Source organism: Roseovarius sp. MBR-154, assembly GCF_053628595.1.
The window spans coordinates 87,024-112,756 of the sequence record NZ_JBRJGR010000004.1 but is presented as its reverse complement, the minus strand read 5'-3'; the positions used below and the strand labels follow the sequence as shown (position 1 = coordinate 112,756).

Annotated in this window: 24 protein-coding genes; 5 read left to right on the top strand and 19 right to left on the bottom strand. The window is 65.4% G+C overall.

Annotated elements, in window-relative coordinates:
- Positions 1–47 precede the first annotated feature (47 nt).
- A complete protein-coding gene (locus ACSSV4_RS07085) occupies positions 48–1,652 on the bottom strand; it encodes a carboxyl transferase domain-containing protein (protein WP_454274345.1) in 1,605 nt (534 codons plus the stop codon).
- A 149-nt stretch (positions 1,653–1,801) separates the two neighbouring features.
- Between ACSSV4_RS07085 and ACSSV4_RS07080 the strand changes: the two genes are divergently transcribed.
- Positions 1,802–2,416, top strand: coding sequence for an OmpW/AlkL family protein (locus ACSSV4_RS07080; RefSeq protein ID WP_454274344.1), 615 nt, complete (start codon positions 1,802–1,804; stop codon positions 2,414–2,416).
- Between the two features lie 71 nt (positions 2,417–2,487).
- Here ACSSV4_RS07080 and ACSSV4_RS07075 read toward each other — a convergent pair whose 3' ends face one another.
- From ACSSV4_RS07075 to ACSSV4_RS07035, 9 genes are all read right to left on the bottom strand, one after another.
- Positions 2,488–4,065, bottom strand: a complete 1,578-nt coding sequence (locus tag ACSSV4_RS07075) for an AMP-binding protein (protein ID WP_454274343.1) — start codon at positions 4,063–4,065, stop codon at positions 2,488–2,490.
- Complete coding sequence (locus ACSSV4_RS07070) at positions 4,062–4,352, bottom strand: hypothetical protein (protein WP_454274342.1); 291 nt, start codon at positions 4,350–4,352, stop codon at positions 4,062–4,064. Before ACSSV4_RS07070 ends, ACSSV4_RS07075 begins: the two co-directional genes overlap by 4 nt.
- A gap of 1 nt (position 4,353) precedes the next feature.
- Positions 4,354–4,830, bottom strand: a complete 477-nt coding sequence (locus ACSSV4_RS07065) for a lysozyme inhibitor LprI family protein (protein ID WP_454274341.1) — start codon at positions 4,828–4,830, stop codon at positions 4,354–4,356.
- Positions 4,827–5,990 (bottom strand): isovaleryl-CoA dehydrogenase, encoded by a 1,164-nt coding sequence (locus tag ACSSV4_RS07060; RefSeq protein ID WP_454274340.1) that lies wholly within the window; start codon positions 5,988–5,990, stop codon positions 4,827–4,829. Before ACSSV4_RS07060 ends, ACSSV4_RS07065 begins: the two co-directional genes overlap by 4 nt.
- 87 nt (positions 5,991–6,077) lie before the next feature.
- The gene (locus ACSSV4_RS07055) at positions 6,078–6,545 is read right to left on the bottom strand and encodes an RES family NAD+ phosphorylase (RefSeq protein ID WP_454274339.1); all 468 of its coding nucleotides are present in this window, start codon (positions 6,543–6,545) and stop codon (positions 6,078–6,080) included.
- A gap of 32 nt (positions 6,546–6,577) precedes the next feature.
- Positions 6,578–7,030, bottom strand: a complete 453-nt coding sequence (gene parS / locus ACSSV4_RS07050) for a type II RES/Xre toxin-antitoxin system antitoxin (protein WP_454274338.1) — start codon at positions 7,028–7,030, stop codon at positions 6,578–6,580.
- Positions 7,031–7,090: 60 nt separating this feature from the next.
- Positions 7,091–8,287 (bottom strand): DegT/DnrJ/EryC1/StrS family aminotransferase, encoded by a 1,197-nt coding sequence (locus ACSSV4_RS07045; protein ID WP_454274337.1) that lies wholly within the window; start codon positions 8,285–8,287, stop codon positions 7,091–7,093.
- 90 nt (positions 8,288–8,377) lie between these two features.
- Positions 8,378–9,043, bottom strand: a complete 666-nt coding sequence (locus ACSSV4_RS07040; protein WP_454274336.1) for an HAD-IA family hydrolase — start codon at positions 9,041–9,043, stop codon at positions 8,378–8,380.
- An 80-nt stretch (positions 9,044–9,123) separates the two neighbouring features.
- Entirely contained in the window at positions 9,124–9,543 is a 420-nt protein-coding gene (locus tag ACSSV4_RS07035; RefSeq protein ID WP_454274335.1) for a hypothetical protein, read from the bottom strand.
- A gap of 85 nt (positions 9,544–9,628) precedes the next feature.
- Between ACSSV4_RS07035 and moaA the strand changes: the two genes are divergently transcribed.
- The 4 genes from moaA (at position 9,629) to ACSSV4_RS07015 (ending at position 13,321) form a co-directional block, all read left to right on the top strand.
- Complete coding sequence (moaA, locus tag ACSSV4_RS07030) at positions 9,629–10,636, top strand: GTP 3',8-cyclase MoaA (RefSeq protein WP_454274334.1); 1,008 nt, start codon at positions 9,629–9,631, stop codon at positions 10,634–10,636.
- The gene (locus ACSSV4_RS07025) at positions 10,636–11,925 is read left to right on the top strand and encodes a 3-deoxy-D-manno-octulosonic acid transferase (RefSeq protein WP_454274333.1); all 1,290 of its coding nucleotides are present in this window, start codon (positions 10,636–10,638) and stop codon (positions 11,923–11,925) included. Before moaA ends, ACSSV4_RS07025 begins: the two co-directional genes overlap by 1 nt.
- Positions 11,926–11,983: 58 nt before the next feature.
- On the top strand, positions 11,984–13,024 hold the full coding sequence (locus tag ACSSV4_RS07020; RefSeq protein ID WP_454274332.1) for a glycosyltransferase family 4 protein: 1,041 nt from the start codon (positions 11,984–11,986) through the stop codon (positions 13,022–13,024).
- Positions 13,025–13,117: 93 nt separating this feature from the next.
- Positions 13,118–13,321, top strand: coding sequence for a dodecin family protein (locus tag ACSSV4_RS07015; RefSeq protein ID WP_454274331.1), 204 nt, complete (start codon positions 13,118–13,120; stop codon positions 13,319–13,321).
- A gap of 135 nt (positions 13,322–13,456) precedes the next feature.
- On the opposite strand, the gene rpoD is transcribed toward ACSSV4_RS07015, so the two are convergent.
- The 9 genes from rpoD to ACSSV4_RS06970 all read right to left on the bottom strand — a co-directional run bounded on the left by rpoD (position 13,457) and on the right by ACSSV4_RS06970 (position 25,660).
- Positions 13,457–15,442 (bottom strand): RNA polymerase sigma factor RpoD, encoded by a 1,986-nt coding sequence (gene rpoD / locus ACSSV4_RS07010; protein WP_454274330.1) that lies wholly within the window; start codon positions 15,440–15,442, stop codon positions 13,457–13,459.
- 120 nt (positions 15,443–15,562) lie between these two features.
- Positions 15,563–17,524, bottom strand: a complete 1,962-nt coding sequence (dnaG, locus tag ACSSV4_RS07005; protein ID WP_454274329.1) for a DNA primase — start codon at positions 17,522–17,524, stop codon at positions 15,563–15,565.
- A 39-nt stretch (positions 17,525–17,563) separates the two neighbouring features.
- Positions 17,564–17,851, bottom strand: coding sequence for a DNA primase (locus ACSSV4_RS07000; RefSeq protein WP_454274328.1), 288 nt, complete (start codon positions 17,849–17,851; stop codon positions 17,564–17,566).
- A 61-nt stretch (positions 17,852–17,912) separates the two neighbouring features.
- Complete coding sequence (locus ACSSV4_RS06995; protein ID WP_454274327.1) at positions 17,913–18,470, bottom strand: sarcosine oxidase subunit gamma; 558 nt, start codon at positions 18,468–18,470, stop codon at positions 17,913–17,915.
- A complete protein-coding gene (locus ACSSV4_RS06990) occupies positions 18,463–21,393 on the bottom strand; it encodes a sarcosine oxidase subunit alpha family protein (protein WP_454274326.1) in 2,931 nt (976 codons plus the stop codon). Before ACSSV4_RS06990 ends, ACSSV4_RS06995 begins: the two co-directional genes overlap by 8 nt.
- A complete protein-coding gene (locus ACSSV4_RS06985) occupies positions 21,390–21,647 on the bottom strand; it encodes a sarcosine oxidase subunit delta (protein ID WP_454274325.1) in 258 nt (85 codons plus the stop codon). Before ACSSV4_RS06985 ends, ACSSV4_RS06990 begins: the two co-directional genes overlap by 4 nt.
- 57 nt (positions 21,648–21,704) lie before the next feature.
- Positions 21,705–22,958, bottom strand: coding sequence for a sarcosine oxidase subunit beta family protein (locus tag ACSSV4_RS06980; RefSeq protein ID WP_454274324.1), 1,254 nt, complete (start codon positions 22,956–22,958; stop codon positions 21,705–21,707).
- A gap of 116 nt (positions 22,959–23,074) precedes the next feature.
- A complete protein-coding gene (locus ACSSV4_RS06975) occupies positions 23,075–24,043 on the bottom strand; it encodes a Gfo/Idh/MocA family protein (RefSeq protein ID WP_454274323.1) in 969 nt (322 codons plus the stop codon).
- A gap of 186 nt (positions 24,044–24,229) precedes the next feature.
- On the bottom strand, positions 24,230–25,660 hold the full coding sequence (locus ACSSV4_RS06970; protein WP_454274322.1) for a Glu/Leu/Phe/Val family dehydrogenase: 1,431 nt from the start codon (positions 25,658–25,660) through the stop codon (positions 24,230–24,232).
- Between the last annotated feature and the right edge of the window lie 73 nt (positions 25,661–25,733).

The following is a 25,733-nucleotide window of genomic DNA, read 5'->3' as shown; positions in this document are numbered from 1 at the left end:
CCCACATTCAGCGTTCCCAAAATACTCAAATCCCGACATCACCACCCTCACATCCGGAAGACGCCAAAGCGCGTCTCCTCCACCGGCGCATTCAGCGCCGCCCGCAGGCTGAGCGCCAGCACATCCCGGCTCTTTCGCGGGTCGATGCAGCCATCGTCCCACAGCCGGGCGCTGGCATAAAGCGGATGCGCCTGCCGCTCGAACATCTCCACCGTCGGGCGCTTGAACGCCTCCTCGTCTTCCGCCGACCATGTCTCGCCGCGTTTCTCCATCGCGTCGCGCTTCACGGTGGCCAGCACTCCCGCCGCCTGCGCACCGCCCATCACGGAAATCCGCGAATTGGGCCAGGTCCACAGGAATCGCGGCTGATACGCGCGCCCCGCCATACCGTAATTGCCCGCGCCAAATGAGCCGCCCACCAGCATGGTGATCTTCGGCACGGAGGTCGTCGCCACCGCCGTCACCAACTTGGCGCCGTGCCGCGCGATGCCCTCGTTCTCGTATTTGCGCCCCACCATGAAGCCGGTGATATTCTGCAAGAAAACCAACGGGATACGCCGCTGCGAACACAATTCCACGAAATGCGCGCCTTTCGAGGCCGCCTCGGAGAACAGCACGCCGTTGTTCGCGATGATCCCCACCGGGCAGCCCTTCACATGGGCAAAGCCCGTGACCAGCGTCTCGCCGAAGCGCGCCTTGAACTCGTCAAAGCGGCTTGCGTCCACCAGTCGCGCGATCACCTCGCGGATATCGTAGGGCGTGCGCAGATCGGCAGGCACTACGCCGAGCAATTCCGCCGGATCATAGGCGGGCTCTTCTGGTGGCTGCCAGCCCCGGACCGGGGCAAGCCCATCCCCCAGATTGCCCACCGCGCGCCGTGCCAAGGCCAGCGCATGCGCGTCATCCTCGGCCAGATAATCCGCCACGCCCGATAGGCGCGTATGCACATCGCCGCCGCCCAGATCCTCGGCCGTCACCACCTCGCCGGTCGCAGCCTTGACCAGGGGCGGCCCGGCCAGAAAGATCGTGCCCTGATCCCGCACGATGATGGTGACATCCGACATGGCAGGCACATAGGCCCCGCCCGCCGTGCAACTTCCCATCACCACGGCAATCTGCGCGATACCCTTGGCGCTCATCCGCGCCTGATTGTAGAAAATCCGCCCGAAATGATCGCGGTCGGGGAAGACCTCATCCTGATTGGGCAGGTTCGCGCCGCCGCTATCCACCAGGTAGATGCAGGGCAGATGGCATTCCTCGGCGATCTCCTGCGCGCGCAGGTGCTTCTTGACGGTCATCGGGTAATAGGTGCCGCCCTTCACCGTGGCGTCGTTGCAGACCACCATGCAGTCGCGCCCCTGCACCCGGCCGACTCCGGCGATCACACCCGCCCCCGGCGCCGCCCCGTCATAAAGACCATGCGCCGCCGTGGCCCCTACCTCCAGAAACGGGCTACCCGGATCGAGCAGTGCGGCCACCCGGTCGCGCGGCAGCATCTTGCCGCGCGACAGATGCCGCTCGCGGGCGCGCTCACCGCCCCCCGCCGCCGCCTGTAAAGCCGCCTCCTCGACCAGACGCAGCGCCTCCAGATGGCCCGCCTCATTGGCCTTGAACGCCTCCGAGGAGGGCAGAACCGCCGATTTCAGTTGCATAACGCAATCCCCCGCATCTGGGCAGGGCACACCCCGCCTGTTGCAATTTCACCACAGCGCGGCAACGGCTCCGCAACTTGATACACATCAAAGTGATTTGACGAAAACGCGCGCATACCGGCCCCTGTAAGAACAAGAGTGGAAAGACCATGAAAAACATAACAGCCCTCACCCTCGCCGCCCTTCTGGCTTCGACCGCCGCTCCGGCGCTCGCTCAGGAGCAGGGCGATATCACCGTCGGCCTCGGCATCGGCGTCGTCGTGCCCAAGGACAACAACGGCATCCTGGCCGGCCCGACCCCGATCGACGTCGATGAAGGTTTCAGCCCCACGATCACCGTCGAGTATTTTGTCATGGACAATGTCGGGATCGAGTTGCTCGCCTCTTGGCCGTTCAGCCACGACATCGACAGCAACGGCACCAAGATCGGCAGTGTGAAGCATCTGCCGCCCACCCTTTCGCTGCAATATCACTTCACCAACAGCAGCCGCATCACACCCTTCGCAGGTGTCGGTATCAACTATACCTACTTCTTCGATGACGATGCAAAAGGCCCGATCGCCGGCAACAACCTGAGCCTCGACGATTCCTGGGGTGTGGCCCTGCATGCCGGTCTCGATTTCGCGGTCAGCGAAAAAGGTTCGCTGCGCGCCGATGTCCGCTGGATCGACATCGACAGCGACGTGAAACTGAACGGTACCAACATCGGCAAGGCCGAGATCGACCCCTGGGTCTTCAACGTGGCATATGTTCACAAATTCTGAGCGGTCCGCCGTCAGAACCGAACCCGGAGGGCTGGCCACCGCGCCAGCCCTTATTTCATGCGCAACACTGTTCATTCATTGCCCTCCGACGCCGCGCGCGCCCTCAGATCCTTACGGATCACCTTGCCGGTCACCGTCATCGGCAATGCATCCAGAAACTGGATTTCTCTGGGATAAGAATAACTTGCAAGACGTTCCTTGACATGCGTCTGCAACGTGTCAGCCAAGGATGCGGACGCCTCCCAACCCTCGCGCAACACCACATAGGCCTTGACGATCTCGGTGCGCAGGCGGTCGGGCTTGCCGACCACTCCCACCGTCGCCACCGCGTCATGCGTCAGCAGGCAATCCTCGATCTCCGCCGGGCTGATTCGGTAACCTGCCGAGGTGATCACGTCATCCTCCCGCCCGACAAAACGAATGAACCCGTCCTCGATCACGCCCCGGTCGCCGGTCAGCAACCAATCGCCCCGGAACTTCTCCGCCGTCTCTTGCGGTTTTCCAAAATATTCCAACATCATGGAGGCCGAACCTCTCCTGATCGCGATATCGCCCTCACCCCTCGTTTCTACGCCCTCGCCGTCGATCACCGCGACCTCGTGCCCCGGCACGGCGCGGCCAAGCGCACCCGGGCGCGGATCGACCAGCGCCCCGCAGGACGATCCCACCATGTTGCACTCGGTCTGCCCGTAGAACTCGTTGATGGTGAGCCCAAAGGCGCGCCGTCCCCAGTCGAGCATCTCGGGCCCGAGCGGCTCACCGCCGCTCGCCACGCTGCGCAAACCTTCGATTCGCGCATCTTCGGCTTTCAGCATTCGGAGGGCCGTCGGCGGAAAAAACACATTTTTCACAGAACCTTCCGAGACGATCCTCACGCACTCCGCAACGCTGAACTTGGTCATACGCGCCGCCACCACCGGCACCCCGATCGCCAGCCCCGGCATCAGCACATCGAACAGCCCGCCGATCCACGCCCAATCGGCAGGCGTCCACAGGCAATCGCCGGGTTGCCCGAGGAAATCGTGGCTCATCTCCACCCCCGGCAAATGCCCGGTCAACACACGGTGGCCGTGCAGCGCGCCCTTGGGGCTGCCCGTGGTGCCGCTCGTGTAGATCAGCACGGCAGGCGTCTCCGCCCCGGTCTCCGCCGTCTCGAACCGCCCCTCGGGCAGCGCCTCGCGCTCAGGCGTGAGCGCCTCCAACTCACCGAACCCGGCCAGCATCTCCGCGCCCTCGGCATCGGTCACGACCACCCGCGCGCCCGCATCGCGCACCCGGCTCGACAGCGCATCGTGCTTGAAGAGTTTGAACAAAGGGATTGAAATCGCACCTATTTTCCAGATTGCGATATGGGCTGCGGCACACCACGTGCCCTGGCTGCGCAACACGCCCACCCGGTCACCCTGCATCACACCCCGCGCCAGCAAGGCCTGCGCCAGCCCATCCGCCATGCCCCGCAACGCGCCATAGCTCACCTCGCGCGGGCCATCGCCCGAAAGGTCGATGATCGCCACGCGCTCCGGTGCCGCTTCGGCCCAATCGTCGCACACCTGCGCGGCCATGTTCAGCCGCGCCGGGATATCCCACCGGAACTCGTCGCGCAGCACCTCATAGGGCGCGGGCCGCAACAAGGGGCGCGTGCCGCTCATGACGCCGCCTCGGGCGCGTTGCGATGTACCAGCCGCCCATAGGCATCGACGAAATACTCGTAGTCGCCGCAGGCCACCACCAGCCACAGATCATCGCTCTCCGCCGGGCGCGCCGCACAGTCCGAACGCGCCGCCCCCGCGCCCGCCTCGGCCAGATAGCGCGCCGCCATGCGCTCGATTGCCTCTGTCTCGGTCGTCGTCACCGCACGCCCGCCCAGCATCAGGCCGATGCCCGCCACCACGGCGATCAGCGCCAGAACCGGAAGAAAGATCAGGCGGCGCGGCATGTCACTCCCCCAACCGACTCGATTGCAGGTAGAGCATCTGCCGTGCGGTCTCATGCAAAAGGCAACTCACCGTGGCCGGGCCCGCGCCCGTACCGCCACCCCATTGCGCCGCCTCATAGCCGCATTTGGTATCGCGATACCAGATCCAGGCGCGCTGCATCTCGCGCAGCGCCTCGGACTGATTCGGCGCATAGGACGGGGCCTGCGCATCCTGTGCTGCCAGTTTCCCGTATAGCTGCTGATAGACGGTGTTGAGCCAGCCATCCCAATGCGCCCGCTCGCGATCCGTGCAGCCGCTCATGCCGATGGTGGTATATCCACCCGGCGTCGCCTCGATACAGCGTTCGGTCGCCTTGCCCGCACAACTCTCACCGCCGCCCGCGCGAAGGCAGGCCTCGACTGGGGTGATATCAAAGACAAGATCCTGCGCCATCCCCGGCACAGGCAGCAGCATCAGTGCGGCGATCAGCCCCCTCACGCCATCGCCCCCATCAACTCGCGGCCCACCAGCATGCGCCGGATCTCGCTAGTCCCTGCCCCTATCTCCATCAGCTTGGCATCGCGAAAGAGCCGCGCGACGGGCGCATCGTTGAGGAACCCCGCCCCGCCCATCGCCTGCACCGCCTGATGCGCCTGCACCATCGCCTGCTCGCTCGCATAGAGACAGCAGGCGGCGGCATCCTGCCGGGTCACGTCGCCCCGGTCGCAGGCCTTGGCCACCTCATAGACATAGGCGCGCGCCGAATTCATCGCCGTATACATATCCGCGATCTTGCCCTGCATCAGCTGGAACGAGCCAATCGGCTGCCCGAACTGCTTGCGCTCGGCCAGATAGGGCATGATCTCGTCAAGGCAGGCGGCCATGATCCCCGTTCCGATCCCAGCAAGCACGACGCGCTCGTAATCCAGGCCGGACATCAGCACGCGCACGCCCTTGCCCTCTTCGCCCAGCACATTCTCGAACGGCACCTCGACATCGTCAAAGATCAGCTCGGCGGTATTGCTGCCGCGCATCCCCAGCTTGTCGAAATGCGGGCTCGTGCTGAACCCGGTCATCGTCTTCTCGATCAAGAACGCCGTGATCCCCTTCGCGCCCGCCTCGGGGTCGGTCTTGGCATAGACCACCAGCGTGTCGGCATCCGGCCCGTTGGTGATCCAGTACTTGTTGCCATTGAGCTTGTAGTAATCGTTGCGCTTCTCGGCGCGCAGCTTCATCGAGACCACGTCGCTGCCCGCCCCCGCCTCTGACATGGCGAGCGCGCCGACATGTGCGCCACTGACCAGGCCGGGGAGGTATTTCGCCCGCTGTTCCTCCGTCCCGTTCAGCTTGATCTGATTGACGCAGAGATTGGAATGCGCGCCATAGCTCAGCGACACCGACGCAGAGGCGCGCGCGATCTCTTCCACCGCGATCACATGGGCAAGGTAATTCATCCCCGAGCCGCCATATTCCTCGGGCACGGTGATCCCCAACAGGCCCAGATCGCCCATCTCGCGCCACAGCTCATTCGGAAAGGCGTTGTCGCGATCCACATCCGCAGCCATCGGCTTGACGCGCTCCTGCGCCCACCGATGCACCATCTCGCGCAGGGCGTTCACATCCTCGCCCAGATCAAACTGCATCACGGCATTGAACATCGCGCTTCCTCCTCCGGAACGGATTTATTGAACACTTGTTCATTTATAGACACAAGGCCCTGTTCGCGTCAATCCCGTGCGCGCGGCTCACCGCGCCGCATTCAGCCTTGGGTCGAGCACGAAATCCTCCTGCACTGCATCACTGATCCGCCCATCGGGCAAGGGCGCGAGAAAGACCAGGTTCCAGCTCTGCCGCGACACCACCGAGGGGATCACGATCATGCCATGCGCGCGCAGCTGCTCATCGCCCCAGGCCCGCCGGTCCGGCACGGCGGTGTTGGGGTCGAGCCAGCGGGCGTCGGGGATCTCCTCGGGCATTATCACACGCACCCGCTCGGGGGCGACCACGGTAAAGCAGGTCAGCACATGCGGCTGCGTGTCGAGCACGCGAACCCCCTTGTGCACGGCCACCTCGAGAATGGCCGTAGACGGGTCGAGCGCGCAGTAAACCGCCCGCGTGCCGACCGAATTCCACCGCCCCCCGGCCTGAAACGCGCCCTCGCCACTGCTCCAGGTTTCCGCATGGCGCGCGCGGTCCAGACGGTGTGCGGCCACCGCCCCACCGCCCAGGGCTGCGGGCAAGGGCGTCACAAATAGACGCCGTAATCGATCTGCCGCAGGGTCCGGTCCACGAGGGCCGCACCGATAAAGGTACCCAGAAGGTCGATGGGCCGCCGCCCGCCAAGCGCCATCTGCTCGCCCCGCATCCAGTCAAGCGCCGCCGCACGCCCGCCAAAGATATCCTCGGCCCGCGTCAGCAGAAGCGCGAACAGCACGAGCTGCGAGCTGACCCCGCTCGACAGCGACCGGTCCGCGCCGCGCAGCCGCTTGAGTTGCGAGACACTGATCGCAAGGATCTCGGCCCATGTCTTGTCCGGCAATTCCTCAACCGCCGCCCGAAACCGTTTCAGCGCCGCCGCAGGCAGCCCCTTCTCGATCGCCGCATGCACCTCGTAGGGCGATTCCGGCACCGGGCCGCTACGGCTCAGGTATTTCCAGGATTGTTCGAGCTCTTGCTGGTTGGCGATATCGAACGGCATGGGGTGGCTCCGATGCATGGCTCAATTGGGCTTTTTACATAGGTCATTTGAGCCACTCTGTCAAGATGCCGCCTGATAGACCGCCCCCACCTCGGCCCGGATGATCCGCGCGATCTGCGCGCAATCTTCCAGGCTAAAGGTCAGCGGCAGGCGCATATCGACAATGCCGCGCAGAATGCGGTCGCTCGCTGGCATCGGCGCAGACGGCGCATAGCGCCAACTGTCATAGCGGCTGGTGAACCCCACCGGCTCCGCCCCGCCAAACCATTTCAGCTCCACCCCGCGCGACAGGCACCGCTTCAACACCTCGGCAATCCGCCCCCCGTCCCAGTCCAGCAACAAAAACTGAATGGACGAGCCTACGTAGCTCTCCGCCTCCGCGCGCTCCACCACCGTCAGCCCCGGCGTGCCGCGCAAGCCCTCCTCGACCACGCGGTAGCGCGCATTCCACTTTTCGCACTGCCCCTCCAGCGCCCGCAACTGCGGCCGCAGAATCGCCGCGCGCAGATGATCCATCCGTCCCGAGACATTGGGCGTGTCATATTTCACCGTCTCGAACACCTCCGCAGGCGGCACCGTGCCATGCCGCGCATAGAGCATGTAAGACCCCGACAGCATCACCGCCCGCGCCATCACCTCATCATCGTCGGTGATCAGGAACCCGCCCTCGCCGGAATTCATATGCTTGTAGGTCTGGGTGGAATAACACCCGATCTTGCCCCAGCGCCCCGAAGGGATGCCGCGCCACGCCGCCCCCATCGTATGCGCGCAATCCTCGATCACCGTGACACCCGCAGCGTCACAAATCGCCATCAGCGCGTCCATATCCACCAGATGCCCGCGCATATGGCTCAGCATCAGCACCTTGGCCTCGCCCACCTTGGCCGCCAGATCCTCCAGATCAATCGTCAACGCCTCGGTGACACCCACAAAGACCGGCACCGCCCCCACACTGGCAATCGAGCCGGGCACAGGGGCAAGCGTAAAGGCATTGGTCAGCACCTTGTCGCCCGGCCCCACCCCCAGCGCGCGCAGCGCCGTGGCCATCGCATAGCCGCCCGAGGCCACGGCAAGCGCGTATTTGGCCCCGGTATACTCCGCGAATTCCCCCTCCAAGAGCGCCACCTCACCCGGCTCCTCACCGACAAGGTTGTAACGATGCAACCGGCCCGAGCGCAGCACATTGAGTGCCGCCTCGATCCCCTCTTCGGGGATCGGCTCCTGCTGGGTGAAATTGCCTTTGAATACCTCGGTCATGGCTTTGTTTTGGGTGCCGATCTGCCGCGCGTCAATGCTTTCCTGCGCGCGTCCCTGGCATATTCGCAAAATCCGAAACCGCCCTGCGCCTTACCCGATAAGCCGCATCACCACGCCGGGCAACTCATCGTAATGGCCGATCACGGCCTCCGGACCCAAATCCGCCACCGCGGCGCCATTGGGGCCAAACCCCACCAGCACCGAGGGCACGCCCGCCGCGCGCGCGGTGTCGAAATCGGTCACGGTATCCCCCACCAGAAGCGAGCGCATGGGATCGCCCCCCGCGCGCCGCACCGTCTCGCGCAGATGCTCCGGGTCGGGCTTGCGCACTGCCAGCGTGTCGGCCCCGGTCAGTGCGGCAAACGCCCCCATAACGCCCAACCGCTCCATCAGCAGCCGCGCCAGACGCTCGGGCTTGTTGGTGCAGATGGCGACCTTGTAGCCCGCGTCGCTCAGCCCCGCGACCGCCTCCATCGCACCGGGATAGAGCGTGGTATGCACGTCAATCGCCTCGGCATAGGCCTCCAGCAGAATGGGATATTGCCGGTCGATCTCGGCCACATCCGCGCCTCGCCCCAGCCGCTCCATCCCGAGGGTCAGCATCGCTCGCCCGCCGCGCAGCGCGACCCCGGCATCGGCCACCGGATCAAGCATGTCACCCACACCAATCCCCCGGAAACAGGCATTGGCGGCGGCGACAAGATCACCGCTCGTATCGGCCAGCGTGCCATCGAGATCGAAAACCACCGTGCGCATCGCGCGTCTCCTCATCCGCCCCTATGATGTCCGGAGCAGATAGCCCGCCACGTCACCAAAGACAAAGCGAAAGCCGCGCCTCACCCGCCAAGGCCGGTGACCCGCACCTCCGGCAGGCCCGTGAGCGGCGCGCCGAGCGCCTGAAACCCGGCCAGCGACAAGCGGCTGCCCGCGCCGCGCGGCGCATCGAGCGGAATGAGATCCACCTCCACCGTCTTGCCATTGGCCGGATAGGTCACGCGCCCCCGCCCCGGCGCATCCACCAGCGGCGTCTTGAGCCACAGCCCCGGCTCCGTCGCCGTGCCCAGAGACGCCACCGTCAGCCCCAAATCGCCCGTCGCAGGCGCGGGTGCCTCGGCATCCTCGTCTTCCAACGCGGTTTCCGACGCGGCAGGCGGCGGTTCGGCAGCAGGCTTTGGCGCAGGCTGGAAAATCCCCTCGACCTGCGCACAGGCACCAAGGAGGGCGAGCATCGCGATCACTGTCAGGGTCCGTGTCATGCCGTCACCCTATCGCGCCCCTGCGGCCCGGACAATCCGCAACATCGCCCTTGCCCCGCTCCACGGCGCGGCTTAAGTTTCGGCCATGACAGCACCTCTCATAGACCCGTTCCAGCGAGCCATCTCCTACCTGCGCGTCTCCGTGACCGACCGCTGCGATTTTCGCTGCGTCTATTGCATGTCGGAAAACATGACCTTCCTGCCCAAGAAAGAGCTGCTGACGCTCGAGGAGCTCGACCGCATGTGCTCGACCTTCGTGCGCATGGGCGTGGAAAAACTGCGCATCACCGGCGGCGAGCCCTTGGTGCGCAAGGGGATCATGACCTTCTTTGACGCCATGACCCGGCATCTCGATGCGGGCGATCTCAAGGAACTCACACTCACCACCAATGGCAGCCAGCTTGAGCGTTTCGCAGACGATCTCTACGCCGCAGGCGTGCGCCGGGTGAACGTCTCGCTCGACACGCTCGACGAGCAGAAATTTGCCGACATCACCCGCTGGGGCCGCCTGCCGCAGGTGATCAAGGGCATCGACGCCGCGCAAAAGGCCGGGCTGCGGATCAAGATCAACACCGTCGCCCTCAAGGGCTTCAACGAGGACGAGTTGTTCACGCTGGTCGAGTGGTGCAAATCGCGCGACATGGATCTGACCTTCATCGAGGTCATGCCGATGGGCGATATCGGCAACGAGGACCGGTTGGGCCAATACTGGAAGCTGTCGGACCTGCGCGCGCATCTGGCCGAAACCTTCACCCTCACCGACCTGCCCGAGAGCACCGGCGGCCCGGCGCGCTATGTGCGTCTGGAAGAAACCGGGCAAAAGATCGGTTTCATCACGCCGCTCACCCATAATTTCTGCGAAAGCTGCAACCGCGTGCGCCTGACCTGCACCGGCGAGCTTTACATGTGCCTCGGACAGGAAGACATGGCCGACCTGCGCGCGCCCCTGCGCAACAATCCGGCGAATGACGCCCCGCTCGAGGCCGCGATCCGCAGCGCCATAACGCGCAAACCCAAGGGCCACGATTTCGACTATTCGCGCCAGTCGGTCGATGGTCGCGTCTCGCGCCACATGAGCCATACCGGCGGCTGATGCCCGGCCCAGGCGCGCCCCTGCCGCTGCGCCTCTACAGCCTTGCGGCAAACATGCTTGGGCCCGTCGCCTATCGCGGTGTCTGCCGCAAACTCGAGGCCCACGGCACCGACCGCACCCGCTGGCCCGAACGTCTGGGCCGCGCCACCCTGCCCCGTCCCGACGGCCCGCTGATCTGGTTTCACGCCGCCAGCGTCGGCGAAAGCCTGTCGGTACTGACGCTCATCGCCCATTGGGCGGCATCGCGCCCCGACCTGCAATTCCTGCTCACCTCCGGCACCGCCACCTCGGCGCAGGTGCTCGCCAGCCGCCTGCCGCCCCGCACCTGGCATCAATTCGCCCCGCTCGACACAAGCCGCGCGATGCGCCGATTCCTCACCCACTGGCAGCCCACGGCCGCGATCTTCATCGAAAGCGAGCTTTGGCCGCAGATGCTGCGCGAGACCGACCAGGCCGGCATCCCCCTGGCCCTCCTGAACGCCCGCCTGTCGGACAGATCGGCCCGCAACTGGCACCGCGCAGCACGCACGGCGCGGCACCTGATGGGCCAGTTCCGGCTGATCCACTGCCAGGACGCGCGCAGCGAGGCCCATCTGCGCGCGCTTGGCCTCGGACACGCGCGGCAGGGGCCGAACCTCAAATCCCTCACCGGCCCCCTGCCCGTCGATCCTGAGGCGCGCGCGCATATGGAGCACAAAATCGGCACCCGCCCACTCTGGTGCGCCGCCTCCACCCATCCGGGCGAGGACGAGATCATGCTCGACGCCCATGCGCGCCTCCTGCAACACGATCCCGACGCGCTGCTCATCCTCGTGCCACGCCACCCGGAACGCGGCACCGCCCTCGAAACCATGATCGCCGAACGCGGTCTCAACGGCGCGCGCCGCGCCATCGGCGGGCAGATCACCGGGCAGTCCCAGGTCTATCTCGCCGACACAATGGGCGAGATGGGGCTGTGGTACGCGCTCGCCCCCGTCACATGCCTCGGTGGCTCCTTCACCCCGGCGGGCGGCCATACCCCCTATGAGCCCGCCCATGCCAGTGCCGCCATCCTGCACGGGCCAACTTACGCAAATTTCGCCGAGATCTACCCGGCGCTCGACGCCGCAGGCGGGGCGGCAGAGGTAACGGGTGCCGACAGCCTCGCCCAATCCCTCATTTCTCTCCTCAGCACCCCCGACCGGCTCGCCACCATGCGCGCCGCCGCCCGCACCTTTGCCCTCCCGCAATGCGACGCGCTCGACGACATCATCGCCGACCTCACCCGCGCGCTCGATCTCACGCCATGACATCTCACACCATGACCGCGCCTTTCACTGTTCCTGAAATACTCAAATCCCACACCCGATGCCCGAGCTGATCGTCACCAATTTCAACCGCAACTTCACCGGCGTCTCGGCCACGGCGGCGGGGGTGATCCGCGTGCAGCAGGACCGGTACGACCTGCGCCTGAGCGATGTGCCCCTGCCCGGCTGCCCGGCCCCGATATCGCGCGCCGAGGCGCGGCGCCTGTCAGACAGCCCGGCACCGGGCCGCGCCTTCACCATCTGGCACGTGCGCCGGAACACCGAGATGCGCGCCGCCCTCTGGGCACGCGACGTGTGGCGCCTGCCAATCCGCATCGTCTTCACCTCCGCCGCACAGCGCCGCCATTCGGCCTTGCCCCGCTGGCTGATATCGCGGATGGACGCGGTGATCGCCACCACCGAAGCCGCCGCAGCCCATGTGCCGCATGTCCGCGCGGTGGTGCCGCATGGCGTGGATTGCGCGCGCTTTGCACCGGTCATAAACCGCGCCGCCGCATGGGAGGCCTCGGGCTATCCCGGCACGCGCGGCATCGCCACCATCGGGCGCATCCGCCCCGAGAAGGGCACCGACCGCTTCGTCGAGGCGATGCTGCGCCTGCTGCCCGACCATCCCGGCACCACGGCCCTCGTAATCGGCCACGCGGGGCCTTCCGACCGGGGCTTTCTCGACGGTCTCAAGAGGCAAACCGCCCAAGCGGGCCTTTCCGACCGCCTCCTCTTTCCCGGCGAGATTACCCCCGATGCCCTGCCCACCCTCCTGCGCGCGCTCACACTGGTGGTGCAACTGCCGCGCTACGAAGGCTACGGCATGGCCGCACTCGAGGCGATGGCCTCGGGCGTGCCCTTCATCGCCAGCGATACCGGGCATTACCGGGAGTTTGCGCGCGACGGCCGCGCCGGTTGCGTCACCAGCGATCCGGCAGCGGCGCTCGGGGCGCTGCTGCGCGAGCCAGGGCGGTTATCCGCCATGTCGCAGGCAGGGCGCGGACTGGCACAGGCATATTTCGACGTAGCGCAGGAGGCGCGCGCCATCGGCCATGTCTACGAGGCGCTGTGGAACGGAGCCTATGAACGGGCCTGAGCCCTCCGGGCAGGGCGGGCTGTGTTTCGACCGGACGGAACATTGCGCCGCTGCGCGCGTTGCAGGAACAGGTACAACGAAAGGAGGACCAAGATGTCTGTAGCCCGCGTAACCGAGATTTCCGCGACCTCGCCGAAGAGCTTCGACGATGCCGTGAGCCGCGGCATCGAACGCGCGTCCGAGACGTTGCGCAATGTGGAAAGCGCCTGGATCAAGGACTCCAACGTTCACGTGAAGAACGGTGCAGTGTCCGAATACCGGGTCAACATGGCTGTGACATTCCTGCTCGACGAATAACCGCCCTGCCCTGATCGGCGCGGCACTGGCCCGAGAGCCTTGCCGTGCGCTCATACAGGGTAATGCCGTTTAAGGCCCCCACCTCTTTGGCGGGGGCCTTGTGCCATGCGGGGCCGGTCATTCCCGGAGCCTGGTCTATTGGTCGAGAAAGCTGCGCAGCTTGCGCGACCGGCTGGGATGCTTGAGCTTGCGTAGCGCCTTGGCCTCGATCTGGCGAATACGCTCGCGCGTGACCGAAAACTGCTGGCCCACCTCTTCAAGCGTGTGATCGGTGTTCATCCCGATGCCGAACCGCATCCGCAGCACCCGTTCTTCACGCGGCGTGAGCGAGGACAGAACCCGCGTCGTTGTTTCCTTGAGATTGTCCTGAATGGCGCTGTCGAGAGGCAGAATGACGTTCTTGTCCTCGATGAAATCGCCAAGCTGGCTGTCTTCCTCGTCGCCAATCGGGGTCTCCAGAGAAATCGGCTCCTTGGCGATCTTCATCACCTTGCGGACCTTTTCCAGCGGCATCTGCAGCTTCTCGGCCAGCTCTTCCGGCGTCGGTTCGCGGCCGATCTCGTGCAGCATCTGGCGCCCCGTGCGCACCAGCTTGTTGATCGTCTCTATCATGTGCACCGGAATACGGATGGTGCGCGCCTGATCGGCGATGCTGCGGGTGATCGCCTGCCGAATCCACCAGGTCGCATAGGTGCTGAATTTATAGCCCCGGCGATATTCGAACTTGTCCACCGCCTTCATCAGGCCGATATTGCCTTCCTGAATGAGATCAAGGAATTGCAGGCCACGGTTGGTGTATTTCTTGGCAATCGAGATGACCAGACGCAGGTTTGCCTCGACCATTTCCTTCTTGGCCTGACGTGCTTCTTTCTCACCCTTCTGCACCTGACCGACGATACGGCGGAATTCAGAGATATCGAGGCCGACATACTGACCCACCTGCGCCATGTCGGCGCGCAACTCTGCGACCTTTTCGGGGCTGCGCTCCATGAACATCTGCCAGCCGCGGCCCGACTTGGCCGCCATGTCGTCGAGCCAGTTGGGATCGAGTTCACGCCCGCGATACTCGTCGATGAATTCCTTGCGGTTGATGCGCGCCTGATCGGCGAGTTTGACCATCGCCGTGTCGATCTGCATGATCCGCCGGTTGATCCCGTAAAGCTGGTCGATCAGCGCCTCAATGCGATTGTTGTGCAGGTGCAACTCGTTGACGAGCTTGACGATTTCGGACCGCAGCTTTTGATATTTTGCTTCCTGATCGGCCGAGAAAGACCCGTCCTCATTGAGCGTCGCGGAAATCCGGCTGTCCTGCATCGCGCTCAGTTGCTCGAAATCCTCGGCGATGCGGTCGAGCGTTTCGAGTACGCGCGGCTTGAGCGCGGCTTCCATCGCCGCAAGGCTCATATTGGCCTGCTCGTCCTCGTCCTCGTCATCCTCGCTCTGGATCGGATTGCCATCGGCGTCGAGTTCCGGCTCATCCGCACCATTGGTGCGATTGGCGGGCGCGCTGGTGACATTCGCTGCCTCGACGACCGGCTCCGCCCCCTCTTCGCCCGGCTGATTGCCGAACGTGGCCTCAAGGTCGATCACGTCGCGCAGCAGAATGTCTTCGCCCAGAAGTTCGTCGCGCCAGATGGTGATCGCCTGAAAGGTCAGCGGGCTCTCGCAGAGCCCCGCGATCATCGTGTTGCGCCCCGCCTCGATCCGTTTGGCGATGGCGATCTCGCCCTCGCGGCTCAAGAGTTCGACCGAGCCCATCTCACGCAGATACATGCGGACCGGATCATCGGTGCGATCAAGCTTTTCGTCCTTGCCCGAGCCAAGCGTGATCTCGCCGCGCTTTCCCACCTCGGCCACGGCGGTCGTTCTGCTCTCTTCTTCCTCGGCGTCCTCGGCCTCGATGATGTTGATGCCCATCTCCGAGAGCATCGACATCACGTCCTCGATCTGCTCCGACGACACCTGATCGGGCGGTAGCACCTCGTTGAGTTGGTCGTAGGTGATGAACCCTTTTTCGCGCGCCTCGGCAATCATCCTCTTGACCGCCGCCTGGGACATGTCGAGCGAGACTTCGGTCTCGGCGTCGTCGGGCTTTTGGTCCTCGGTATCCTTGGCGGCCATGAAAGACTCCTCAGTTAGGGACGGTGCAGGTGATTCGGTTGATCCGAATCAATAGCGCGATCATGTGATTCGCACACCCGTTTACCCCGAATTTATTGTCCATTCTTCCCCAAAATGCGGTCATCGCTTGCGTTTGGAAAAGGTTATCTTGCCCAGGAGCGCGGCAAACTGCTCTTTCTCGTCCCGTTTGATCGCCGCTCCGTTCTCACTCAGCTCGTACTCGGCCTTGTCCTCCTGCTGGCTGCGCAGCGCCTTGTTGCGCGCCTCCGCCGCCTGTGCGAGCCGCCACGTGATCGCCTCGTCGGCCAGTCCGGCCATGTCCTCGGCGGCCTCGTGCATTTCGGCCTGCACGCCCCGCTGCGCCATCAGCTTGGCGAGTTCCTCGCTCAGCGTCAGGCTGGCAAGCTCGGCGTCGCCCGGATATCTCACGGGTGGGGCAAGCGCGACATGGGGCAGCGACAGCAGCTTTTCAAGGGGTGCGGCACCCATGTCGTCCTCGATCTGCGCGCGCAGGGTGTCGGCCCCCGCAGGCGCGTGCCGCAGGATCAGCGCACGCAGCCGCCCGTGATCCGGGTCCTGACATTCCATGCGCTCGATCTGGGCCTCGAATGTCTCCATCACCTCGGGGCAGCAGATCAGCGTGGCAAGAATGACCGCCTCGCGCAGATGTGTATCCCCTGCCGCCGTGACCAGCAGCGAGGATTTGGTGGTCGCACGCGCAGGCTCCGGCGGGGGCCATTTGCCGTCCTTGCCACCGCGCGGGCGCGGCGTGAACGCAGTACCCCCCGCCGCACGGCGCGGATTGAACAACTGCCAGCGCAGATCCTTGAGTTCCTGATCATAGTAGTTGCGCAGCGACGGGTCGCGAATCAGCGCGGTCTTCTCGCGGCAGACGCGCTCCAGCGCCGCCTTGCGCTCGGGGCTGTCGAAGCTGCGCCCCTCGGTCTCGCGCTGCCACAACAGGCGCACCATCGGCAGCGCCGCCTCAACCCGCGCCTGCACCGCCCCCGCGCCCTCGGCCCTGAGCAGGTCGTCGGGATCCTGCCCCTCGGGCATCAGCGCAAAGCGCAGCGATTTGCCCGCCTCCAAGAGCGGCAGCGCAAGGTCGACCACCCGGTAGGCGGCCTGAAGCCCGGCCCGGTCGCCATCGAGCATGATTACCGGCTCGGGAGCGATCCGCCACAGGAGCTGCATCTGATGCTCGGTCACCGCCGTGCCAAGCGGGGCCACCGCCGCGCCAAAACCCGCCGCCACCAGTGCGATCACATCCATATAACCCTCGGCCACGATCAGCGACTGGCCCTTGCCCGCCGCCTCGCGGGCGGGCCCGTGATTATAGAGCGTGTGCGACTTGTCGAAAATCTCGGTCTCGGGCGAGTTGAGATATTTGGCGTTGTCATCCGGGTCCATCGCCCGCCCGCCAAAGGCGATGCACCGCCCGCGCGCATCGCGAATCGGGAACATGATCCGGTTGCGGAACGTGTCATAGGGCTTGCCGCCCCGCGTGCTCTCCTTGGCCAGACCACAGGCAAGGATCATCTCGGGCGCCACGCCCTTGGCCGTCAGGTGATCCCACAGCCCCTGCCAGCCCTCGGGGGCAAAGCCCAGATCGAACCGCGCCTGCGTCGCCTCATCCAGCCTGCGCCCCTTGAGGTAATCGCGCGCCGCAGTCCCGGCCCCGGCCCGCAACTGCAGGCCGAAATACTTGACCGCCTGCTCCATCACCTCGACCAGCTGCGCGCGCCTGTCGGCCTTTTTCTGCGCCTGCGGATCGCGTTCGGGCACGCTCATGCCCGCCTCGGTGGCGAGGATTTTCACCGCCTCGATGAAATCGACATTCTCGGTCTCGCGCACGAATGAGATCGCATCACCCTTGGCGTGACAGCCAAAGCAGTAATAAAATCCCTTGCGGTCATCGACATGAAAAGACGCGGTTTTTTCCTGATGGAACGGGCACGGTGCCCACATGTCGCCCTTGGCCTGATTGGACTTGCGCGTGTCCCACATGACCTTGCGCCCGACGACTTGAGACAGCGACAGGCGGCTTTGCAACTCATCGAGGAATCCGGGGGGCAGGTTCATACCCCTATATTGGGCGCGTGACGCTCAGAGTCCAGTGCTCTACTGCGCCTCGCATTGGGTGACATAGCTGCCCGCCACGTCCTTGCTCAGTTCCGCCTCGTCGAGCGTATAGACCCAATCGACCAGCGGCTGCACCGCAGGCTCATAGGGGGCCATCTCGCCGCTCATGTCGGCGCTGATCGTCTTGATGGTCTGCGGGGCCGCTTGCCCGTCCTTGCGCGCCTCGACCGCGCGCGCCACGATCTCTCCGGTGGGGGCACAGATCGGGTTCTGCGCCGTGGCGCTCAGCGGCACGGTGCTCAGGGCGGCAATCAACATCAGGCGCATGGTGGTCTCTCCCTTTCGACTATGGACGTATCTAGGGCAAATCCCGCGCCCTGTCAGCGCGTCACACCGGGGAATTTCGCCGCGCCGCGACCCGTCGCATCGCGGTCTCCGCCTCGTGGATCAACGTCCCGGCCATCGAGCGAAAGACCATGATCCGCCAGTTGGCCGCGCCCATGCGTGCAATCGCCCCGGCCATATGCGCCACCTCCGTGCGGGCCACATGGCGGCGCTTGAACACATGATCGCGCAGGTCGAGCGGGCAGAGCCGCACCAAGACATCCGCCGCCCCCGGCCCCTCCAGCACCAGCACCACCCAGGCGTCGGACTGATCGCTGAGCGCTGCATGCGCGGCCAGCCCCGGATCAGGCTCCGGCCCGATCAAAAGCGCCATCTCGCGCCCGAACCACATCGCCCGCGCGCCCTTGCGCCCGGTCATCCGTCCGGGCCCAGGCCAGCCCATGCCATGCGCCGCCTGCATCGCCTCCGACAGCGCGGCGGCCTGCCCGTTGTAGGGCGCAAGCGACGTCATCCGCTCCGGCACAGCCGCACGCAGCCGCAACGCGCCCGCTGTCACCGGCAACCGCCGCTCCCCGGGGCCCTCAGCTTGCAACTCAACCACGCAACCGCCCTCCCTCAGGGTCATACTGCACCACGCCCGTCACCTCGCAGATCGTCTCCGAGCCGCGCAGGTGATCGACCATGCGCACCCGTTCGCCAATCCGCTCCGGCCCGCGCCGCAGAAACGCCTGCCCGATCACGTGGCCACGCGTCGGCGAATAGCAGGCGCTGGTGATATAGCCCTGATCGTTGACACTAACCGCCTCAGCCCCCTCCTCGAACAGATGCGCGCCGGGCAGCAACTCCTTGACCGCACCCACAGGTTTCAGCCCCACCAGCCGCTCCCGCTCCGGGTCCATCAACCCGCCCCGCGACGCCGCCGCCTTTCCGATGAAATCCTTCTTGCCGCTCATCATCCCCTGCATGCCGATATCATAGGCCGTCACCCGCCCGTGGATCTCGGCATGGGTGATAAAGCCCTTCTCGATCCGCAACACATTCAGCGCCTCCATCCCGTAGGCCCCGCCACCCATGGCCTCGGCGCGCGCCACCAATTCCTTGAAGAGCGCCGTCCCATAGCGCGCGGGCACCGCGATCTCATAGGCATGCTCGCCCGAGAACGAAATGCGGAACAGCCGCGCGGCCACTCCCCCCACACTCACCGGACCACAGGCCATGAAGGGAAACCCCGCGTCGTCGATCGGCGCATCGAGCACACCATTGAGCAACTCACGCGCCTGCGGCCCCGCCAAGGCAAACTGCGCCCACTGTTCCGTCACCGACACCATCCGCAGATCCCAACCGGGCCGCAGCACCTGCGCCACAAACTCCAGATGCCGCATCACCTGCCCCGCCGCCGCCGTGGTGGTGGTCATCAGGTAATGCGCCGCCCCCAGCCGCGCGCAGGTGCCGTCATCCATGACATGGCCGTCCTCGCGCAGCATCAGGCCATAGCGCACCCGGCCCTCCTTCAGCGTGGAAAACATATTGGTATAGACGAAATCCAGGAACCGCGCCGCATCCGGGCCCTGAATGTCGATCTTGCCGAGGGTCGAGACATCGCAGATGCCCACGCAACCGCGCACCATCTCCACCTCGCGGTCACAGGATTGCCGCCACGTCTGCTCCCCCTTGCGCGGAAAATAGCTGGGCCGATACCACAGCCCTGCCTCGATCATCGGCGCGCCGCGCGCCGCGCTCTCGGCATGCGAGGTGGTCAGCCGTTCGGGCGCAAAGCCCTTGCCCTTGGCCCCCGCGCCCATGGCCGCAATCGGCACCGGCACATAAGGCGGGCGAAAGGTGGTGGTGCCGGTCTCGGGGATGCCGCGCCCGGTCGCATCCGCCAGCACGGCGAGCGCGTTGACGTTCGAGTTCTTGCCCTGATCGGGGGCCATCCCCTGCGTCGTGTAGCGCTTCATATGCTCGACCGAGCGAAAGTTCTCCCGCGCGGCAAGGTCCACGTCCTTGACCGTCACGTCGTTCTGGAAATCGAGCCAGGCGCGGCCCTTGCCCGGCACCTGCCACAGCGGAAAGATGTCATAGGCGGCGTCTCCCGCCGACGGCACGCTCATCTTCGGCTGCTTCAACCCCAGATCGCTTGCCGCGCGCAGCCCCTCGGCCAATCCGCTCTCCAGACAGGCGCGGGTGGAAAACTCCCCCGCCGCAGCGCCCGCCGCGCGCTGCCCCGGCACGGCCCCCTCGGGCGGCAGAAAGGCCAGCCGGTCCGCGTCCCAGACCGGCCGCGCGCCCATGTGACAGGCCAGATGCACCGACGGGTTCCACCCGCCCGACACCGCCAGACACTCCGCGGTAATCCGCTCCTCTCCCTTGGCCGTGGCAATCGTCACCGCCTCCAGCTCGCGCCGCCCGTTCGTCCCGCAGACCTGCGCGCCGGGATAGAACGGCACGTCGAGATCGCAGCGCGCATAATGCCGCGAATCAACCAGCGCCGCGACATGCACCCCCGCCTCCTGCAAATCCGCCACCGTGCGATGCGCGCTGTGATTGTTGCCAAAGACCACCGTGCTCTGCCCCGGCACCACGCCCCAACGATTGAGATAGGCGCGCACCGCGCCCGCCATCATCACCCCGGGCCGGTCGTTATTGGCGAATGCCACCGGCCGCTCCAGCGCCCCCGCCGCCAGCACCGTGCGTTTTGCCACGATCCGCCAGAATGCGCCCTTTGGCGCGTGGGCACGGTCCGCCACATCCGGCGCCAACCGTTCCAGCGCGCCATACGTGCCCTGATCATAGGCCCCGGTCACGGCCATGCGCGTCATGATCCGCACGTTGGGCATGGCGGCCAATTCGGACGCCATCTCCGCCACCCAAGCCACGGCAGGCACCCCGTCGACCTCTTCGCTCTCGGCCAGCAACCGCCCGCCAAGCCGGGTGTCCTCCTCGGCAAGGATCACATCCGCGCCCGCCTCCGCCGCCGCGCGCGCCGCCATCAGCCCGGCAGGCCCACCACCGATCACCAGCACATCGCAATGGGCAAAGGCGCGCTCATAGCGGTCCTGCGCCGGCTCGCCCGACAGCGCGCCCAGACCGGCAGCGCGACGGATCACCGGCTCATAGACCCGCTCCCAAAAGGCGCGCGGCCACATGAAGGTCTTGTAATAGAACCCCGCCCCGAGAAAGGGCGCAAGAAGATCATTCGCCGCCAGCAGATCGACCCCCAGCGTCGGCCAGCGGTTCTGACTGCGCGCCCAGAGCCCCTCGTGCAACTCGACCGTGGTCGCGCGCAGGTTCGGTTCCTGCGCCGCCCCCAGCCCCAGCGTGACCAGCGCATTCGGCTCCTCGCTGCCTGCGGTCATCACGCCGCGCGGGCGGTGATACTTGAACGACCGCGCCACCATCCGCACGTCATTGGCCAAGAGCGCCGAGGCCAGCGTATCGCCCGCAAACCCCTGATATTCCCGCCCGTCGAAATGAAACGCGACCGGGCGCTCGCGGTCGATCAACCCTTTGCCCGCAACCCTCATGCGCGCGCCTCCGCCGCCAGCGCCACGGCCAGAACCTCATGCGTGACCGTATTGCGGGTCACGATCAGCCAGGCCCCGCAGCCCTGCTCATGCTGCCACAGATCGCGCGTCACCCCCGCCGGATTGTCGCGGTTATGCAGGTAGTCGTCCCAATCCGGCCCCCACTCCTCCCCCTCGGGCCGCGCCAGCGCCGCGCCCTGATAGTAGAACTCGCGACGATCCCGCTCGCCGCAGACCGGACAGTCGATCCTCATCGCACCCGCACTTTCATCGTTCCAAAAATACTCAAAATCCCACCCTCTCCACGCCGCTCAATGCAGGTTATGCTGCGCGCCGGTGCCTTCCTCGTCCATCAGCCCCCGCCCGGTCGCAAAGCGGTCCAGCTTAAACCCGGTGGCCGCCGGATGCGGCCGGTCGGTGGCGATCAGATGCGCCATCGCATCCCCCGATCCCGGCACCGCCTTGAACCCGCCATAGCACCAGCCGCAATTGAGATAGAGGCCGTCGATCCCGGCATGGTCGATGACGGGTGAGCCGTCGGGCGACATGTCCATGATCCCGCCCCAGCTGCGCAGCACGCGGGCATTGCCGATCATCGGCATCAGCGTCATCCCCGCCTCCATCACATGCTCGACCAGCGGCAGGTTGCCGCGCGCCGCATAAGACGCGTACATGTCCAGATCGCCGCCAAAGACCAGCCCGCCCTTGTCGGACTGGCTGATATAGAAATGCCCCATACCGAAACTGATCACGTGGTCGATGCAGGGCTTCAGCCCCTCGGTGACAAAGGCTTGCAACACGTGGCTCTCAATGGGCAGGCGCATGCCCGCCATCGCCGCCACCTGAGACGAGCGCCCGGCCACGACAATCGCCAGCTTCCTGGCGCGAATGGCGCCGCGCGTGGTCTGCACACCGCGCACCCGGCCATTCTCGATATCGATCCCCGTGACCTCACAATTCTGGATGAGGTCGACACCCCGGTCGCTCGCACCGCGCGCATAGCCCCAGGCCACCGCATCATGCCGCGCGGTGCCCGCGCGCCGCTGCAAGAGACCGCCATAGATCGGAAACCGCGCCTGATCGTAATCGAGATAGGGCACCATGCGCTTGAGCTCCGTCACGCTCAGCAATTCCGCATCGTCGCCCTGATTGCGCATCGCGTTGCCACGCCGTGCTGCGGCATCGCGCTGACCGTCGGAATGAAACAGCACGATCTGCCCGCGCTGACTATGCATGACGTTGTAATTGAGATCTTCTTCCAGCCCCTCCCAGAGCTTCAGGGAATGGCTGTAGAATTCCGAATTGCCCGGCAGAAAATAATTGGCCCGCACGATGGTGGTGTTGCGCCCCACGTTGCCGCCGCCGAGATATCCCTTTTCCAGTACCGCGACATTGGTGATCCCGTGTTTCTTGGCCAAGTAATACGCGGTCGACAGACCATGCCCGCCACCACCGATGATCACCACGTCATAGTCGGATTTGGGCACGGCATCGCGCCAATGCGCCTGCCAGCCTTTGTTGCCGGTCAGCCCTTCCTTCAGAACCCGCAGCCCCGAAAACCGCATCTTGATGCCTCCCGCCCTTCGGCTGCGCAGTCTATCCGCACCGACCGACAGGTATCAATCTCCCGCACGCGCGCCACGGCGGTTTTCGACACGGTCCGGCCGGTCTGCGACCGATTTCACCGTCCCGGAGATCGGCATCGGTCGGAATACAGCGTCTCGATCAGTCGCGTGACCTGCACGGCCTCACGCGGCGGCACAAGTTGATCCCTCTCGGTCCCGGCGCAGCGGGCGAGGAATGCCATTGATCCGCGTCCGGCATCGAGCGGCTCCATCTCGCGATCCATCAGCACCGTACCGTCACGACGCCAGACGCGCAGACATCCCCCGGTCAGGCTGGCGTCGCCCTGCGTGCAACTGATGTCAATTTCCAACCGCATCCGCGTGTCGGTCCATCCCGCCTCGATCACTGCAGTACCACCAGAGGCCAGTTCGAGGACCGCCGCACCGTGATCGTCAACCGCGAGCCCCAGACTGTGACCGAGCGCGACGGATCCGCGATTGACCTCGCCGAACGTCCATAGCAGCCAGTCCAGGACGTGCACGCCCTCATCGGCAAATCCTCCATAGCGCGCCTGATCCGGCTCCGACATCCAACCGGTTACATCAAGCCAATCCGCAAACCCGCCGTCATGCGAGAAATTCGCCCGCACATGCACCGGCGTCCCAAGGCCACCGCTGCGCAGCCATTCGCGCAGCTCGCGCAGCGCCTGATAGCTGCGCAGGAAATACCCGGTCTCCAGCAGGACGCCTGTACGGTTCGCCAACTCCGCCAAAGCCTCGGCTTCGGCGGCACACGCAGTCAATGGTTTCTCGCAGAACACTGGCAGTCCAGCCGAAAGCGCCGCGCGTACGTCCACCGGGTGATGCACTGTCTCCGAACAGACAAAAGCCGCCGCGCCGTGACGGCCCGCATCGGAGGGATCGTCCAGCACCTGGGCATCGAGCGCGCGGGCCTGCTGCCGGGCCCGGTCTGCGTCGCGGTCATGCACGGCGGTGACCTGCCAGCCCTCCTGCCGCGCGCTTTCGAGATGATCGGGAAGATGAACATGGGCCGCGCCCAGAAGAACGAGGGTTTTTTCCGTCATGCCATTCAAACCCGCCAGCGCGGATCAAGTTCCTGTCGCCGCCACATCCCTTGGCAAAAATTCGCAAATAAAGAACAGTCACTCCCGAACCGGTGCCGATCTCGCTGTCCGATCCCATGGCCTGCTCCGGTCTTCGAGTTCCGCTTGTTGCATGACGGTGGCGGGCGGTGCCGCCGAACTGTTCGCTCAGAGCCCCATGGCGCGGTAGCTGGCCGCGACCTTGGCGATCGACACCAGATAGGCCGCCGTGCGCAGGTCGGTCACATCCTGACGGCTGTGCCAGACCTCGCGCATCGACTGGTAGGCGGTGCGCATGGTGTCGTCGAGCCCCGAGCGCACCAGTTCCAGCTCGCCCGCGCCACGAAGGTATTTCTGCTTGAAGTCCGGCGACATTTCCCAGGCGTCGCCGATGCCGCGATTGAGGCGCTCCAACTCCTTCACGATCAGCTCGTGCCGGGCCTCTTCCTGGCGTCGCCCGATCCGGCCAAAGCGGATATGGCTGAGGTTCTTGACCCATTCGAAATAGGACACGGTCACACCGCCCGCATTGGCATACATGTCGGGGATGATCACCGTGCCCTTCTGGCGCAGGATATCGTCGGCGCCCGCCGTCACCGGGCCGTTCGCCGCCTCGATGACCAGCGGGGCCTTGATGCGGTCGGCATTCTCGAGGTTGATTACCCCTTCCATCGCCGCCGGAATGAGGATGTCACAGTCATTCTCCAGCACCTTGTTGCCGTCCTTGACATATTTGCCGACCGGATAGCCATCAACGCCGCCATGTCCGGCAATCCAGTTGCGCACCGCCTCCACGTCGAGGCCGGTCTCGTCGATCAGCGCACCGTCGCGCTCGATGATCGCGGTGATCTTGCAGCCATCCTCCTCGCTCAGGAACTTGGCGGCGTGGTAGCCCACGTTGCCAAGGCCCTGCACCACCACCCGCTTGCCGTCGAGCGTGCCAGACAGGTCCGCCGCCGCGACATCCTCGGGATGGCGGAAGAACTCGCGCAGCGCGTATTGCACGCCGCGCCCCGTCGCCTCGGTCCGGCCCTGAATGCCGCCGCCGTGGATGGGCTTGCCGGTGACGCAGGCGCGGTAATTGATATCGGTCGTGTTCATGCGCTTGTACTGATCGGCAATCCAGGCCATTTCGCGCTCACCGGTGCCCATGTCCGGGGCGGGCACGTTCTGGGCCGGATGAATGAGATCGCGCTTGATCAGCTCATACGCAAAGCGCCGGGTGATCATCTCCAGCTCATGCTCTTCCCATTCGCGCGGGTCGATGCGCAACCCGCCCTTGGAGCCGCCGAACGGGGCCTCGACCAGGGCGCATTTATAGGTCATCAGCGCCGCAAGCGCTTCGACCTCGTCCTGATTGACCCCCATGGCGTAACGAATGCCGCCTTTCACGGGCTCCATATGTTCGGAATGCACGCTGCGATAACCGGTGAAGGTGTGGATCTGCCCGCGCAACCGCACCCCAAAGCGCACGGTGTAGGTCGCGTTGCAGACCCGGATCTTTTCCTCCAGCCCCGGCGACAGCTCCATCAGCGCCACGGCTCGGTTGAACATCAGATCCACGCTTTCGCGGAAGGTCGGCTCTCTCTTGGCGGTCATGCGTTCTCTCTCCCTGTTGCGCGGCATTCACGGGGATGAGCGTGTTCCGGTCCGCGCGGACGCCGCTGCGAGG